This window comes from Pseudomonas shirazica (assembly GCF_015168335.1).
Classification (GTDB): domain Bacteria; phylum Pseudomonadota; class Gammaproteobacteria; order Pseudomonadales; family Pseudomonadaceae; genus Aquipseudomonas; species Aquipseudomonas asiatica.
Genome location: NZ_CP063456.1, coordinates 190,708 through 205,519 on the forward strand (window position 1 = coordinate 190,708; position 14,812 = coordinate 205,519).

A 14,812-nucleotide genomic window follows, 5' to 3' on the forward strand; every position below is an offset into this window, starting at 1 on the left:
GCTTATTGAGGCGAGGTTTCCAGCGGCGCTGGAGTCGGGACCGGGGTGGTCTCGATGGTGTCGATTTCGCGCTGGATGGATTCTTCCACCGAGCCTGGCTTGGCCGGTTTTTCTTCAGGCTGCGCGGTTGGCTGCTCTGGCTGGTTGGCCGGGCTGACCGTGGTGTCGCTGCTGCCGCCGAGGATTTCCTGGTCGCGGCTGACGCCTGGCATGAAGTCGCCGGACAGACTCACCAACTGGTCGCTTTCGTTGAAGAACACGCTCATGCGTTCTTGCTGGCGTTTGCCGCCGCCTGGCTGCAGGCTGTACAGGTAATCCCAACGGTTGGTGTTGAAGGTGTCCTGGATTAGCGGGTTACCCATGATAAACCTTACTTGCCGGCGGGTCATTCCGGGGCGCAATTGGTCTATCATGTCTTGCGTAACGACATTGCCCTGCTGGATGTCGATTTTGTAAACCCCGGGAAACGAGCAACCGGCGAGTGCGAGCAGTCCCACTAGGGTGAGGCTGGTTAGCAAGAGCTTGGTGTTTTGCATCGGTGGGCGACTTCCACTATCTTGGCTGGACAACGTAAACCCCGATCATACCCGTATTAAGAGAAGCTGCGAAGCAGCATCGGCGAGAAAGCTGACCATGGTTGAAAATAGCGAATTGCGCAAAGCCGGTCTCAAGGTGACCCTGCCTCGAGTCAAGATCCTTCAGATGCTCGACTCTACCGAGCAGCGTCACATGAGCGCCGAGGATGTCTACAAGGCGCTGATGGAGGCTGGCGAGGACGTGGGCCTGGCCACCGTCTACCGCGTACTGACCCAGTTCGAAGCGGCGGGTCTGGTGGTTCGCCACAACTTCGACGGCGGTCATGCGGTGTTCGAACTGGCCGATGGCGGTCATCACGACCATATGGTCAACGTGGATACCAGTGAAGTCATCGAGTTCATGGATGCCGAGATCGAGAAACGCCAGCGCGAAATCGTGGCCGAGCATGGCTACGAGCTGGTGGATCACAATCTGGTCCTGTACGTACGTAAAAAGAAGTAACGATTTTTATCGTTATGAATGACAAAGGCGACCTTCGGGTCGCCTTTGTGCTTTCGGGGATCTTGAGCGCGGCGATGGGCCTTGTAGGAGCGGCCTTGTGTCGCGAAAGGGCTGCGCAGCGGCCCCAGGTTTTCAGCTTCGCAGCATAGATTGCCGGGGCCGCTTTGCGGCCCTTTCGCGACACAAGGCCGCTCCTACAGGGAGTGTCAGGCCTTGCCGCTTACCACCATCTTGCGCGCATGCGCCAGGGATTCCTTGGTCAGGTCTATGCCGCCCAGCATCCTCGCCACTTCCTCGACCCGCTCGCGCTTGCCCAGATTGGCCACGGCGGTGTGGGTAGTGTCGCTATTGCGCACCTTGTGTACGAACAGGTGGTGATGACCTTGTGCTGCTACTTGCGGCAGGTGGGTTACGGTCAGCACCTGGCCTCGCTCGCCCAGGCGGCGCAGCAATTGGCCGACGATTTCGGCAGTAGGCCCGCCGATACCGACGTCGACTTCGTCGAACACCAGGGTGGGAATGCGCGAGGTCTGCGCGGTAATCACCTGGATCGCCAGGCTGATGCGGGACAGTTCACCGCCTGAGGCCACCTTGGCCAGGCCCTTGAGCGGTTGGCCAGGGTTGGCGCTGACCAGTAGCTCGATCTGCTCCAGGCCATGGGGCGAAAGGTCTGCTCCTTCATTGGGTGTAAGTGCGATACAGAAGCGCCCGCCAGGCATGCCCAGGCGCTGGATCTCCTGCTCGACGGCCACCGCCAACTGCTGGGCAGCCTGCTGGCGCAGCGCGCTGAGCTCGAGCGCCTTCTCTTTATAATGCTGGGCGAAAGCGGCCAGTTCTTCACCCAACCGCTCGATCGACTCGTCACTGGCGTTCAGGCCCTCCAGCTCTTCCATCAGTTGCTGCTGCAGGTGGGGCAGTTCGGTTGGGTGCACTCGGTGTTTGCGTGCCAGCGTATAGATAGTGTCGAGGCGTTCTTCCAGTGCCTGCAAGCGCATGGGGTCGGCGTCGAAGTTGTCGAGGAAACGGTTGAGCTCGCCCACGGCTTCCTCGACCTGAATCTGCGCGCTGGCGATCAGGTTGGCCGCTTCGCCCAGTGCCTTTGGCGAGTTGGGGGCGGCACCCAGGCGGTTGAGGCTGGAGGTGAGGGCGCTGAGCACGTTGCCCGAATCGCTTTCGCTGCACTGGTCGATGACCTGGCGGCAGATGCCGAACAAGGCTTCGGCGCTGGTCAGGTTCTTGTGTTCCTGCTCCAACTGCTCCAGTTCGTATTCACCCAGGCCGAGGTTGTCCAGTTCCTCCAACTGGTAGCTCAGCAGCTGATGGCGGGCGCGCTGCTCATCGCCGGAGTTGGACAGGCGCTCCAGCTCCAGGCGGGTCTGGTTCCAGCGCTTGGCCGCCAGCTGTACCTGACGGGCCAGGTCGACGGCGCCGGCGTACTCGTCGAGCAGGCGGCGATGGGTGTCGGTCTTGAGTAGTGACTGGTGCTCGTGCTGGCTGTGGATATCGATCAGCAGCTCGCCCAGTGCCTTGAGGTCGCCGAGCGGGCAGGGGGTGCCATTGATGTAGCCGCGGCTGCGGCCTTCGGCGGTGATCACCCGGCGCAGGATGCACAGGCCGTCGTTGTCCAGGTCACGCTCGGCCAGCCAGGCATGCGCCTCGGGGATGTCCACCAGGTCGAAGGTGGCGAGGATGTCTGCCTTGTCCGTGCCGGGGCGCACCACGCCACTGTCGGCCCGGTCGCCCAGGGCCAGACCGAGGGCATCAAGCATGATCGATTTGCCTGCACCGGTCTCACCGGTGATGACGGACATGCCTCGGGCGATCTCGAGGTCGAGGTGCTCGACAATCGCGTAGTTGTGAATGGACAGGTGCACCAGCATGGGGCGGCTCCCGAAAGTCAGGTCTGGTTATTTATACAGTACTTTTTTCAGGCCTGCCAATGCCCCTTGGCAGATTCTGTTGCAGCCGGGAAAACGACCTTGCCCCTTGAAGCTGGTTTTTCCGGCCCCATATAGCCGACATCAAAGGCGAGCCTGGCTCGCAGTCCACAAAATTGCGCAGGAGAGACCCCATGGCTGACGAACAGCTGAACGAGAAAGACCTTAACGTCGAAGAGACCGGTGCAGGTAATGCTGCCGATGCCCGCGTCCTGGAACTCGAGGAGCAGCTGGCCGCCGCCAAGGACCAGGCGCTGCGCGCCGTTGCCGACGTGCAGAACGCTCGTCGTCGTGCCGAGCAGGATGTCGAGAAAGCCCACAAGTTTGCCCTCGAGAAGTTCTCGGGCGACCTGCTGCCGGTGATCGACAGCCTGGAACTGGCCCTGGCGCACTCCAGTGCCGACGATGAGCATGTCAAGCAGATCCGCGAGGGTGTCGAGCTGACCCTGAAGATGTTCCAGGACACTCTCAAGCGCTACAACCTCGAAGCAGTCGACCCGCACGGCCAGCCGTTCAACCCAGAGCACCACCAGGCCATGGCCATGCAGGAAAACGCCGAAGTGGAGCCGAACAGCGTGCTGAACGTGTTCCAGAAGGGCTATCTGCTCAACGGTCGTCTGCTGCGCCCCGCCATGGTGGTGGTCAGCAAGGCGCCAAGCGCGGCGCAACCCTCGATCAATGAAAAGGCTTGAAATCCATCCGGGCATCCCCATCTAGGTGTCAAGCCTTCAAGTATTACCGCAGTTGGCCAAAGTAGTCGCTGCTACCAAATTCAAGTTTCGGGAGAGTTAACATGGGTAAAATCATCGGTATCGACCTGGGGACCACCAACTCGTGCGTCTCTGTTCTGGAAAACGGTAACGTCAAGGTCATCGAAAACGCCGAAGGTGCGCGTACCACCCCTTCGATCGTGGCCTACGCCAATGACGGCGAAATCCTGGTTGGTCAGTCGGCCAAGCGTCAGGCGGTCACCAACCCGCACAACACTCTGTTCGCAGTGAAGCGCCTGATCGGCCGCCGCTTCGAAGAAGATGTTGTACAGAAAGACATCAAGCTGGTGCCTTACAAGATCGTCAAGGCCAGCAATGGCGACGCCTGGGTACAGGCCAGTGGCAAGGACATGGCTCCGCCGCAGATCAGCGCCGAAGTCCTGAAGAAAATGAAGAAAACCGCCGAAGACTACCTCGGCGAGCCAGTTACCGAAGCGGTCATCACCGTTCCGGCCTACTTCAATGACAGTCAGCGTCAGGCCACCAAGGATGCCGGTCGCATCGCTGGTCTGGATGTAAAACGCATCATCAACGAGCCGACTGCCGCTGCACTGGCTTACGGCATGGACAAGGCCAAGGGCGACCACACCGTCATCGTTTATGACCTGGGTGGTGGTACCTTCGACGTTTCGGTCATCGAGATTGCCGAAGTCGACGGTGAGCACCAGTTCGAAGTACTGGCTACCAACGGCGACACCTTCCTGGGTGGCGAAGACTTCGACATGCGCCTGATCGACTACCTCGTCGACGAGTTCAAGAAAGAGTCCGGCATGGACCTGAAGAACGATCCGCTGGCACTGCAGCGTCTGAAAGAAGCCGCTGAAAAGGCCAAGATCGAACTGTCCTCCGCTCAGTCGACCGACGTAAACCTGCCTTACATCACTGCAGACGCTACCGGTCCGAAGCACCTGAACGTGAAGATTTCCCGCGCCAAGCTGGAATCGCTGGTCGAAGACCTGGTTGCCCGTACCATCGAGCCTTGCCGTATCGCCCTGAAGGACGCCGGTATCGATGCAAGCAAGATCGACGACGTGATCCTGGTCGGTGGCCAGACCCGTATGCCGCTGGTGCAGAAAGCCGTTGCCGACTTCTTCGGTAAAGAAGCGCGCAAGGACGTCAACCCGGACGAAGCCGTGGCCATGGGTGCTGCCATCCAGGGCGCGGTGCTGGCTGGTGACGTCAAAGACGTACTGCTGCTGGACGTCAGCCCGCTGACCCTTGGTATCGAAACCATGGGTGGCGTGATGACTTCGCTGATCGAGAAGAACACCACCATCCCGACCAAGAAGTCGCAGGTGTTCTCGACTGCCGACGACAACCAGGGTGCCGTGACCATTCACGTGCTGCAGGGTGAGCGCAAGCAGGCTGCACAGAACAAGTCGCTGGGCAAGTTCGACCTGGCTGACATTCCGCCGGCTCCACGTGGCGTTCCGCAGATCGAAGTAACCTTCGACATCGACGCCAACGGCATCCTGCACGTCAGTGCCAAGGACAAGGCTACCGGCAAGTCGCAGTCGATCGTGATCAAGGCCAACTCCGGCCTGTCGGACGAAGAGATCGAGCGCATGGTGCGTGACGCCGAGGCCAACGCCGAGGAAGACCGCAAGTTCGAAGAGTTGGCCGCTGCCCGTAACCAGGGTGATGCGCTGGTTCACTCGACCCGCAAGATGGTCGCTGACGCTGGTGACAAGGTTACCGCTGAAGAGAAAACCGCCATCGAGGCTGCCGTTGTTGCCCTGGAAGCCGCTGTCAAAGGCGACGACAAGGCTGCCATCGACGCCAAGGTCGAAGAGCTGTCCAAGGTATCGGCACCGGTTGCCCAGAAGATGTACGCCGAGCAGTCGGCCGAACAGCCACAGGGCGGCGCACAGCAGGCCGAGCCGGAAGCCAAGCACGATGACGTGGTTGACGCTGAGTTCGAAGAAGTGAAAGACAACAACAAGCAGTAATCCCTGCATGTTGTCGGCCGGTTCACCGCCGTTTGGTGGTGAGCTGGTAGGATGTCGCCGCGCGGGGGCTTGCTCCCGCGTTGGCGTATCTGGAATTCGAGAATTTTTACAGCATCTGTCGGTGGCCCTGGTGGGCAAAGGGCGGGTGCTGATGGCGCGGCGTAGATGCCAGACGCCCAACAAGGTGCAAATGACCTATGTCCAAGCGTGATTATTATGAGGTATTGGGTGTCGAGCGCGGCGCCAGCGAATCAGACCTCAAGAAGGCTTACCGTCGCCTGGCGATGAAGTACCATCCGGACCGCAACCCAGGCGACAAAGAGTCGGAAGACAAGTTCAAGGAGGCCAACGAGGCCTACGAAGTGCTGTCTGACGCCAGCAAGCGTGCTGCGTTCGACCAGTACGGTCATGCGGGTGTGGACCCGAGCATGGGTGGTGGTGGCGCAGGTTTCGGTGGTGCCAACTTCTCCGACATCTTCGGCGATGTGTTCAGCGACTTCTTCGGGGGTGGCCGCGGCGGCTCGCGTGGTGGTGCCCAGCGCGGCAGTGACCTGCGCTACACACTGGAACTGAACCTGGAAGAAGCGGTACGTGGCACCACGGTCAGCATCCGTGTGCCCACGCTGGTCAACTGCCAGCCGTGCGACGGCTCCGGTGCCAAGAAGGGCTCGACCCCGTCTACCTGTCCGACTTGTGGCGGTATCGGCCAGGTGCGCATGCAGCAAGGCTTCTTCTCGGTACAGCAGACCTGCCCGCGCTGCCATGGCCAGGGCAAGATCATTACCGATCCATGCACCTCGTGCCACGGCGAAGGCCGTGTCGAGGAATACAAGACGCTGTCGGTCAAGGTGCCGGCAGGTGTCGATACCGGCGACCGCATCCGCCTGTCGGGCGAGGGCGAGGCCGGTACCCATGGAGGCCCGACTGGCGACCTGTATGTGGTGATCAACGTGCGTGAGCACGAGATCTTCCAGCGTGATGGCAAGCACCTGTACTGCGAAGTGCCGATCAGCTACACCGATGCCGCCCTGGGTGGCGAGCTGGAAGTGCCAACCCTCGATGGTCGGGTGAAGCTGAAGATTCCGGAAGGTACCCAGACCGGCAAGCAGTTCCGCCTGCGCGGCAAGGGTGTTGCCCCGGTGCGCGGTGGTGGTGCGGGTGACCTGCTGTGCCGCGTGGCGGTGGAAACCCCGGTCAACCTCAGCCGCCGCCAGCGCGAGTTGCTCGAAGAGCTGCGTGATTCGCTGGAAGGCGATAGCTCCCACTCGCCCAAGGCCAGTGGCTGGTTCGATGGCGTGAAGCGCTTCTTCGGCGATCTCTGACAAGGAAATGGCTATGCGACGTATTGCAGTGATGGGCGCGGCAGGGCGGATGGGCAAGACCCTCGTCGAAGCCGTGCAGCAGCAGGCTCCCCAGGCGGGCCTGACGGCGGCGATCGACCGCCCGGACAGCTCGCTGGTAGGGGCTGATGCTGGTGAGCTGGCGGCCTTGGGCCGTATTGGTGTGCCGATTTCCGACGACCTGAGCAAGGTGGTCGATGAGTTCGACGTGCTGATCGACTTCACCCACCCTTCGGTAACCCTGAAGAACCTGGCGTTCTGCCGCAAGGCGGGCAAGGCCATGGTCATCGGCACCACTGGCTTCACCCCAGAAGAGAAGCAGCAGTTGGCCGAAGCCGGCAAGGAAATCCCGATCGTCTTCGCCGCCAACTTCAGCGTCGGCGTCAACCTGTGCCTGAAGCTGCTGGATACCGCAGCGCGCGTGCTGGGTGACGATGTGGATATCGAAATCCTCGAAGCGCACCACCGGCACAAGGTCGATGCGCCGTCGGGCACCGCACTGCGCATGGGTGAAGTGGTTGCCCAGGCACTGGGTCGCAACCTGCAGGAAGTGGCCGTGTATGGCCGTGAAGGGCAGACCGGTGCACGTGACCGTAAGACCATCGGCTTTGCCACCGTGCGTGCCGGTGATGTGGTGGGTGACCATACCGTGCTGTTCGCTGCTGAAGGCGAGCGCGTCGAGATTACCCACAAGGCTTCCAGTCGCATGACCTTCGCCAAGGGCGCCGTGCGTGCGGCGCTGTGGCTGGACGGGCGTGTGCCTGGCCTGTATGACATGCAGGATGTGCTCGAGCTGCGTTAAGCAGTTGGAGTGGTGTTGGCTTCTTCGCGGGCTTGCCCGCTCCCACAGGGATAGCGCCATGCCTGAGGGCAACGCTGTACCTGTGGGAGCGGGTTTACCCGCGAAGAAGCCGGCGCCGATGTCAGCCTGTCGCATTGATGTGTTTTAGAGGCACATCCGCGGTAGACCGAAAACGCACTTTTCTGTAAGCTACAGCTTTAGTGTGTCCACTAAAAGCGCGCAGCGAATTGAATTCAGCACATGAAAGCGGGGTGACGTGTCCATACGTCACTCCGCTTTTTTGCAACCTGCGATCGCCCTTTCATGCTTGATTTACGGGAGGTCTTCTTGACAAAGCCAGCCATACTCGCCCTTGCCGACGGCAGTATTTTCCGCGGTGAAGCTATCGGTGCCGACGGTCAGACCGTTGGTGAGGTGGTATTCAACACCGCTATGACCGGCTACCAGGAAATCCTTACAGACCCTTCCTATGCGCAGCAAATCGTTACCCTGACCTACCCGCACATCGGCAATACCGGTACTACCCCGGAAGACGCCGAGTCGAACCGCGTCTGGTCCGCTGGCCTGGTCATTCGTGACCTGCCGCTGCTGGCCAGCAACTGGCGTAACACCCAGTCGCTGCCTGAGTACCTCAAGGCCAACAACGTCGTCGCCATCGCCGGCATCGACACCCGTCGCCTGACCCGAATCCTGCGTGAAAAGGGCGCTCAGAACGGTTGCATCCTCGCCGGTGACAACATCAGCGAAGAAGCCGCCATCGCCGCTGCCCGCGCTTTCCCGGGTCTGAAGGGCATGGACCTGGCCAAGGTCGTTTCCACCAAGGAACGCTACGAGTGGCGCTCCAGCGTGTGGGAACTGAAGACCGACAGCCACCCGACCATCGAAGCCGCTGACCTGCCTTACCACGTGGTCGCCTTCGACTACGGCGTCAAGCTGAACATCCTGCGCATGCTGGTTGCCCGTGGCTGCCGCGTGACCGTGGTGCCGGCCCAGACTCCGGCCAGCGAAGTGCTGGCACTCAACCCGGACGGCGTGTTCCTGTCCAACGGCCCTGGTGACCCCGAGCCTTGCGACTACGCCATCCAGGCGATCAAGGAAATCCTCGAGACCGAGATCCCGGTATTCGGTATCTGCCTGGGCCACCAGCTGCTGGCCCTGGCTTCTGGCGCCAAGACCGTGAAAATGGGTCATGGCCACCACGGTGCCAACCACCCGGTCCAGGATCTGGACACCGGTGTGGTCATGATCACCAGCCAGAACCACGGCTTTGCCGTTGACGAGGCCACCCTGCCGGGCAACGTCCGCGCCATCCACAAGTCGCTGTTCGACGGCACCCTGCAGGGTATCGAGCGTACCGACAAGAGCGCGTTCAGCTTCCAGGGCCACCCTGAAGCGAGCCCAGGCCCGACCGACGTCGCGCCACTGTTCGATCGTTTCATCGATGCCATGGCCAAGCGCCGCTGAGCATCCTGCTTCAAGGCCCCGGGCCGGCTTGCGCCGCGCCCGGAAGCGCCTGACCCAGATTGTTCAAAGCGGCTTGCCGACTGACCCCGGATTTGAGTGACAACCATGCCAAAACGTACAGATATCAAAAGCATCCTGATTCTCGGCGCTGGCCCGATCGTGATCGGCCAGGCCTGCGAATTCGACTACTCCGGCGCCCAGGCCTGTAAAGCCCTGCGCGAGGAAGGTTTCCGCGTCATCCTGGTGAACTCCAACCCAGCCACCATCATGACCGACCCGGCCATGGCCGACGCCACCTACATCGAGCCGATCAAGTGGCAGTCGGTGGCCAAGATCATCGAGAAAGAGCGCCCGGACGCACTGCTGCCGACCATGGGTGGCCAGACTGCACTGAACTGCGCCCTGGACCTGGAGCGCCACGGCGTTCTGGAAAAGTTCGGCGTGGAAATGATCGGTGCCAATGCCGACACCATCGACAAGGCCGAAGACCGCTCGCGCTTCGACAAGGCCATGAAAGACATCGGCCTGGAGTGCCCGCGCTCCGGTATCGCCCACAGCATGGAAGAAGCCAACGCCGTCCTCGAGCGCCTGGGCTTCCCGTGCATCATCCGTCCATCGTTCACCATGGGCGGCACCGGTGGTGGTATCGCCTACAACCGTGAAGAATTCGAAGAAATCTGCGCCCGTGGCCTGGACCTGTCGCCGACCAAGGAACTGCTGATCGACGAATCGCTGATCGGCTGGAAGGAATACGAGATGGAGGTGGTCCGCGACAAGAAGGACAACTGCATCATCGTCTGCTCGATCGAGAACTTCGATCCGATGGGCGTGCACACCGGTGACTCGATCACTGTCGCCCCGGCACAGACCCTGACTGACAAGGAATACCAGATCATGCGCAACGCCTCCCTGGCGGTGCTGCGTGAAATCGGTGTTGAAACCGGCGGTTCCAACGTGCAGTTCGGTATCTGCCCGAACACAGGCCGCATGGTCGTGATCGAGATGAACCCGCGCGTTTCGCGTTCCTCGGCGCTGGCCTCCAAGGCCACTGGCTTCCCGATCGCCAAGATCGCTGCCAAGCTGGCTGTCGGCTACACCCTCGACGAACTGCAGAACGACATCACCGGCGGCCGCACCCCGGCGTCCTTCGAGCCGTCGATCGACTACGTCGTCACCAAGCTGCCGCGCTTCGCCTTCGAGAAATTCCCGAAAGCCGACGCCCGCCTGACCACCCAGATGAAGTCCGTGGGTGAAGTCATGGCCATCGGCCGTACCTTCCAGGAGTCTCTGCAGAAAGCTCTGCGCGGCCTGGAAGTCGGCGCCTGCGGCCTCGACCCGAAAGTCGACCTGGCCAACCCCGAAGCCAGCAGCATCCTCAAGCGCGAGCTGACCGTACCGGGCGCCGAGCGTATCTGGTACGTGGCTGACGCCATGCGTGCCGGCATGACCTGCGAGCAGATCTTCGACCTGACCGGCATCGACATGTGGTTCCTGGTGCAGATGGAAGACCTGATCAAGGAAGAAGAGAAGGTCAAGACCCTGGCCCTGTCGTCGATCGACAAGGACTACATGCTGCGCCTCAAGCGCAAGGGCTTCTCTGACCAGCGCCTGGCCAAGCTGTTGGGTATCACCGACAAGAACCTGCGCCGTCACCGCCACAAGCTGGAAGTGTTCCCGGTGTACAAGCGCGTCGACACCTGCGCTGCCGAATTCGCTACCGACACCGCCTACCTGTACTCCACCTATGAGGAAGAGTGCGAGGCCAACCCGTCGACCCGCGACAAGATCATGATCCTGGGTGGCGGCCCTAACCGTATCGGCCAGGGTATCGAGTTCGACTACTGCTGCGTACACGCCGCACTGGCGCTGCGTGAAGACGGTTACGAGACCATCATGGTCAACTGCAACCCGGAAACCGTCTCCACCGACTACGACACATCCGACCGCCTGTACTTCGAGCCGCTGACCCTGGAGGACGTGCTGGAAGTGTGCCGTGTCGAGAAGCCGAAAGGCGTGATCGTCCACTACGGTGGCCAGACCCCGCTGAAACTGGCCCGCGCCCTGGAAGAAGCCGGCGTACCGATTATCGGTACCAGCCCGGATGCCATCGACCGCGCTGAAGACCGCGAGCGCTTCCAGCAGATGGTTCAGCGCCTGAACCTGCTGCAGCCGCCAAACGCCACCGTACGCAGCGAAGAAGAAGCCATCAGCGCTGCTGGCGGCATCGGCTATCCGCTGGTAGTGCGCCCGTCCTACGTACTGGGCGGCCGTGCCATGGAAATCGTCTACGAGCTGGACGAGCTCAAGCGCTACCTGCGCGAAGCCGTGCAGGTGTCCAACGACAGCCCGGTACTGCTCGACCACTTCCTCAACTGCGCCATCGAGATGGACGTGGATGCGGTGTGCGACGGCACCGATGTGGTGATCGGCGCCATCATGCAGCACATCGAGCAAGCCGGCGTTCACTCCGGTGACTCGGCGTGCTCGCTGCCACCTTACTCGCTGAGCAAGGAAGTGCAGGACGAAGTCCGCGTACAGGTCAAGAAAATGGCCCTGGAACTGGGCGTGGTCGGCCTGATGAACGTGCAGCTGGCCCTGCAGGGCGACAAGATCTACGTCATCGAAGTCAACCCGCGCGCTTCGCGTACCGTGCCGTTCGTCTCCAAGTGCATCGGCACCTCCCTGGCGATGATCGCGGCCCGCGTCATGGCCGGCAAAACCCTGAAAGAGCTGGGCTTCACCCAGGAAATCATCCCTAACTTCTACAGCGTCAAGGAAGCCGTCTTCCCGTTCGCCAAGTTCCCGGGGGTTGACCCGATCCTCGGCCCTGAGATGAAATCGACCGGTGAAGTCATGGGTGTCGGTGACAGCTTCGGTGAAGCCTTCGCCAAAGCCCAGATGGGTGCCAGCGAAGTACTGCCGACCGGCGGTACCGCATTCATCAGCGTGCGTGACGACGACAAGCCGCAAGTGGCTGGCGTTGCCCGCGACCTGATTGCCCTGGGCTTCGAAGTGGTCGCCACTGCCGGCACCGCCAAGGTTATCGAGGCGGCCGGCCTTAAAGTGCGCCGCGTGAACAAGGTGACCGAGGGTCGCCCGCACGTGGTCGACATGATCAAGAACGACGAGGTGTCGCTGATCATCAACACCACCGAAGGCCGCCAGTCGATCGCCGATTCCTACTCGATTCGTCGCAATGCGCTGCAGCACAAAATTTACTGCACCACCACCATTGCGGCCGGTGAAGCCATCTGCGAGGCGCTGAAATTTGGTCCGGAAAAGACCGTTCGCCGCCTGCAGGATCTGCATGCAGGACTGAAAGCATGAGCATTACCAAGTACCCGATGACCGTCCAGGGCGCTCGCGCCCTGGAAGAGGAGCTGCTCTTCCTGAGCAAGACCGAGCGCCCGCGCCTGAGCCAGGCCATTGGTGAAGCGCGCGAACTGGGTGACCTGAAGGAAAATGCCGAGTACCACGCTGCTCGTGAAGAGCAGGGCATGGTCGAGGCGCGTATCCGCGATATCGAAGGTCGCCTGCAGAACTCGGTGGTGATCGATGTGACCACCATCCCTCACACCGGCAAGGTGATTTTCGGTACCACCGTGGTACTGGCCAACACCGAAACCGATGAAGAGGTGTCCTACCAGATCGTCGGCGAGGATGAAGCCGACGTGAAACAGGGCAAGCTCTCGAGCGGAGCGCCGATTGCCCGTGCCATCATCGGCAAGGAAGAAGGTGATACTGTCGTCGTCAAGACGCCTAGCGGCACGGTCGAGTACGAGATTGTCGAAGTCAAGCACATCTGACCGGCGCCTGCGGGCGCCATCCCTCGAGGGGATCCTCTGGCAGCTGGCCCAGGTTTTCTGGGTCGGCGGCTTGTGGGTGTTTCACGTGGGGTTGGTGCCCGCGCTCAAGGTCAGTGGCCTGGCGCCGCTGCTGGTGCAGGATGTCGCCGGGCAGATCGACCGCTGGTTGATCGGCGTGGCGCTGCTTGGCTTGTTGACCCAGCTGGCAGTGCTGGCAAGGGTGGACGGCCTGTCGGCCTGGTGGCGGCAGTTCCGCGGCCAGATGCTGCTGCTCGGCTTCGGTGCCTGCGTGGGGTATTACACCTTGCGCTACGGTATTTCCGTTGGCGAGCGTTGGCAGCTGCTCTGTTTCCTGGTGCTGGGCTTTTCCGGCATCGTGCTGGTGGCCCAGCCGGTTCCGGTCAAGGTGCGCCGCTAAGCGGCTCGAGATCGCTGGGGCCGGTTCGCGGCCCATTGCCGGCAAGCCGGCTCCCACACCGACCGCATCGAATTCAGGCCATGCGCCGTACCTGTGGGAGCTGGCTTGCCGGCGATGGGCTGCGCAGCAGCCCCTTTGCCGTTACTTGTAACGGTGGATATTGGACAGTTGCTTGTTCGGCTGTGGGTTCTTGCGGTAGATCAGCGCTTTCTTGCCGATGGTCTGCACCAGTTCGGCACGGCCGGCCTTGCACAGTTCGGCAATGGTCTCGGCGCGCTCTTCGCGGTCTTCCGAGCGAATTTCGACCTTGATCAGCTCATGGTCGACCAAGGCGCGCTCCAGTTCGGCGATGACGCCTTCATTCAAACCGTTGCCAGCGACGATCAGGACCGGCTTCAGGTCATGACCAATGGACTTGTATTGCTTCTTCTGCTCGTTATTGAGCGGCATAATCTGACCCTTTCCGTCTGATTCTGTAAAATTGACCGGCATTTTACCCGAGGGCCACCGGCTCCGCCCAGTCAATCACGACGCATATCATCGAGGTGCCCCGTGGTACAACGTTCCAAAAGCAGCGCAAACTGGCTGCGAGAGCATTTCAACGATCCTTTTGTGAAACAGGCACAAAAGGACGGCTACCGCTCGCGTGCGAGCTACAAACTGCTGGAGATCCAGGAAAAGGACCGGCTGATCCGCCCAGGTATGAGCGTGATCGATCTCGGCGCTGCTCCTGGTGGCTGGTCGCAGGTGACCAGTCGTCTGATTGGTGGCCAGGGCCGCCTGATCGCGTCCGACATCCTGGAGATGGACTCGATCCCCGATGTGACCTTCATCCAGGGCGATTTCACCCAGGATGAAGTGCTGCAGCGCATTCTCGAGGCCGTCGGCGATTCGCACGTAGACCTTGTGATTTCCGACATGGCCCCCAATATGAGTGGTACGCCTGCGGTGGACATGCCGCGTGCCATGTTCCTCTGCGAGCTGGCCCTCGATCTGGCAACCCGCGTGCTAAAGCCCGGCGGCGATTTCCTGATCAAGATTTTCCAGGGCGAAGGTTTTGACGTGTACCTCAAGGACGTGCGCAGCAAGTTCGACAAGGTACAGATGCGCAAGCCGTCGTCGTCGCGTGACCGTTCCCGCGAGCAGTACCTGCTGGGCAGGGGTTTCAAAGGGGCATGAAAGGCGTGAAGCGTGGTCGCCGATAGTTATTTCCAATCGGCCGCCGCGTCAGGATCGTCCGAACTTCGTGTAGTCTTGCTTTCACAAAGGGTTACAGACGGTGCCTGCG

General features: G+C 61.2%; 13 protein-coding genes. 10 read left to right on the top strand and 3 right to left on the bottom strand.

Annotation, left to right across the window (positions count from 1 at the left end; genetic code table 11):
- Positions 1-2 precede the first annotated feature (2 nt).
- On the bottom strand, positions 3-536 hold the full coding sequence (locus IMX18_RS00900) for an outer membrane protein assembly factor BamE (RefSeq protein ID WP_015271871.1): 534 nt from the start codon (positions 534-536) through the stop codon (positions 3-5).
- Positions 537-633: 97 nt separating this feature from the next.
- Here IMX18_RS00900 and fur point away from each other — a divergent pair, with 97 nt between their 5' ends.
- On the top strand, positions 634-1,038 hold the full coding sequence (fur, locus tag IMX18_RS00905; RefSeq protein WP_012274258.1) for a ferric iron uptake transcriptional regulator: 405 nt from the start codon (positions 634-636) through the stop codon (positions 1,036-1,038).
- A 206-nt stretch (positions 1,039-1,244) separates the two neighbouring features.
- Here the strand turns inward: fur and recN are convergent, their stop codons facing one another.
- Positions 1,245-2,918: a DNA repair protein RecN gene (gene recN, locus IMX18_RS00910; protein ID WP_061551376.1), complete on the bottom strand. Its 1,674-nt coding sequence runs from the start codon at positions 2,916-2,918 to the stop codon at positions 1,245-1,247.
- A 191-nt stretch (positions 2,919-3,109) separates the two neighbouring features.
- Between recN and grpE the strand changes: the two genes are divergently transcribed.
- The 8 genes from grpE to IMX18_RS00950 all read left to right on the top strand — a co-directional run bounded on the left by grpE (position 3,110) and on the right by IMX18_RS00950 (position 13,524).
- Positions 3,110-3,667 carry a nucleotide exchange factor GrpE gene (gene grpE, locus IMX18_RS00915; RefSeq protein ID WP_003258073.1) on the top strand — a complete coding sequence of 186 codons (558 nt, stop codon included), beginning with the start codon at positions 3,110-3,112 and terminating at the stop codon, positions 3,665-3,667.
- Positions 3,668-3,768: 101 nt separating this feature from the next.
- Complete coding sequence (gene dnaK / locus IMX18_RS00920; protein ID WP_025340708.1) at positions 3,769-5,694, top strand: molecular chaperone DnaK; 1,926 nt, start codon at positions 3,769-3,771, stop codon at positions 5,692-5,694.
- A gap of 197 nt (positions 5,695-5,891) precedes the next feature.
- On the top strand, positions 5,892-7,016 hold the full coding sequence (gene dnaJ, locus IMX18_RS00925) for a molecular chaperone DnaJ (RefSeq protein WP_013974296.1): 1,125 nt from the start codon (positions 5,892-5,894) through the stop codon (positions 7,014-7,016).
- Between the two features lie 13 nt (positions 7,017-7,029).
- On the top strand, positions 7,030-7,836 hold the full coding sequence (gene dapB, locus IMX18_RS00930; protein WP_061303584.1) for a 4-hydroxy-tetrahydrodipicolinate reductase: 807 nt from the start codon (positions 7,030-7,032) through the stop codon (positions 7,834-7,836).
- A 327-nt stretch (positions 7,837-8,163) separates the two neighbouring features.
- Positions 8,164-9,300, top strand: coding sequence for a glutamine-hydrolyzing carbamoyl-phosphate synthase small subunit (carA, locus tag IMX18_RS00935; protein ID WP_013974294.1), 1,137 nt, complete (start codon positions 8,164-8,166; stop codon positions 9,298-9,300).
- Between the two features lie 105 nt (positions 9,301-9,405).
- On the top strand, positions 9,406-12,627 hold the full coding sequence (gene carB / locus IMX18_RS00940) for a carbamoyl-phosphate synthase large subunit (protein ID WP_015271865.1): 3,222 nt from the start codon (positions 9,406-9,408) through the stop codon (positions 12,625-12,627).
- Positions 12,624-13,106, top strand: coding sequence for a transcription elongation factor GreA (greA, locus tag IMX18_RS00945; RefSeq protein WP_170976259.1), 483 nt, complete (start codon positions 12,624-12,626; stop codon positions 13,104-13,106). Before carB ends, greA begins: the two co-directional genes overlap by 4 nt.
- Positions 13,084-13,524, top strand: coding sequence for a hypothetical protein (locus IMX18_RS00950; RefSeq protein ID WP_052261053.1), 441 nt, complete (start codon positions 13,084-13,086; stop codon positions 13,522-13,524). Before greA ends, IMX18_RS00950 begins: the two co-directional genes overlap by 23 nt.
- A gap of 141 nt (positions 13,525-13,665) precedes the next feature.
- Here the strand turns inward: IMX18_RS00950 and yhbY are convergent, their stop codons facing one another.
- Positions 13,666-13,974, bottom strand: coding sequence for a ribosome assembly RNA-binding protein YhbY (yhbY, locus tag IMX18_RS00955; protein ID WP_003249945.1), 309 nt, complete (start codon positions 13,972-13,974; stop codon positions 13,666-13,668).
- A gap of 102 nt (positions 13,975-14,076) precedes the next feature.
- Here yhbY and rlmE point away from each other — a divergent pair, with 102 nt between their 5' ends.
- The gene (gene rlmE, locus IMX18_RS00960; RefSeq protein ID WP_015271862.1) at positions 14,077-14,703 is read left to right on the top strand and encodes a 23S rRNA (uridine(2552)-2'-O)-methyltransferase RlmE; all 627 of its coding nucleotides are present in this window, start codon (positions 14,077-14,079) and stop codon (positions 14,701-14,703) included.
- The last annotated feature ends 109 nt before the right edge of the window (positions 14,704-14,812 follow it).

What these genes read in the sequence shown, in the direction of transcription:
- dapB (WP_061303584.1), top strand. Translation starts at nt 7,030, where the DNA reads ATGCGACGTATTGCAGTGATGGGCGCGGCAGGGCGGATGGGCAAGACC.
- dnaJ (WP_013974296.1), top strand. Translation starts at nt 5,892, where the DNA reads ATGTCCAAGCGTGATTATTATGAGGTATTGGGTGTCGAGCGCGGCGCC.
- carB (WP_015271865.1), top strand. Translation starts at nt 9,406, where the DNA reads ATGCCAAAACGTACAGATATCAAAAGCATCCTGATTCTCGGCGCTGGC.
- yhbY (WP_003249945.1), bottom strand. Translation starts at nt 13,974, where the DNA reads ATGCCGCTCAATAACGAGCAGAAGAAGCAATACAAGTCCATTGGTCAT.
- recN (WP_061551376.1), bottom strand. Translation starts at nt 2,918, where the DNA reads ATGCTGGTGCACCTGTCCATTCACAACTACGCGATTGTCGAGCACCTC.
- grpE (WP_003258073.1), top strand. Translation starts at nt 3,110, where the DNA reads ATGGCTGACGAACAGCTGAACGAGAAAGACCTTAACGTCGAAGAGACC.
- greA (WP_170976259.1), top strand. Translation starts at nt 12,624, where the DNA reads ATGAGCATTACCAAGTACCCGATGACCGTCCAGGGCGCTCGCGCCCTG.
- dnaK (WP_025340708.1), top strand. Translation starts at nt 3,769, where the DNA reads ATGGGTAAAATCATCGGTATCGACCTGGGGACCACCAACTCGTGCGTC.
- fur (WP_012274258.1), top strand. Translation starts at nt 634, where the DNA reads ATGGTTGAAAATAGCGAATTGCGCAAAGCCGGTCTCAAGGTGACCCTG.
- IMX18_RS00900 (WP_015271871.1), bottom strand. Translation starts at nt 536, where the DNA reads ATGCAAAACACCAAGCTCTTGCTAACCAGCCTCACCCTAGTGGGACTG.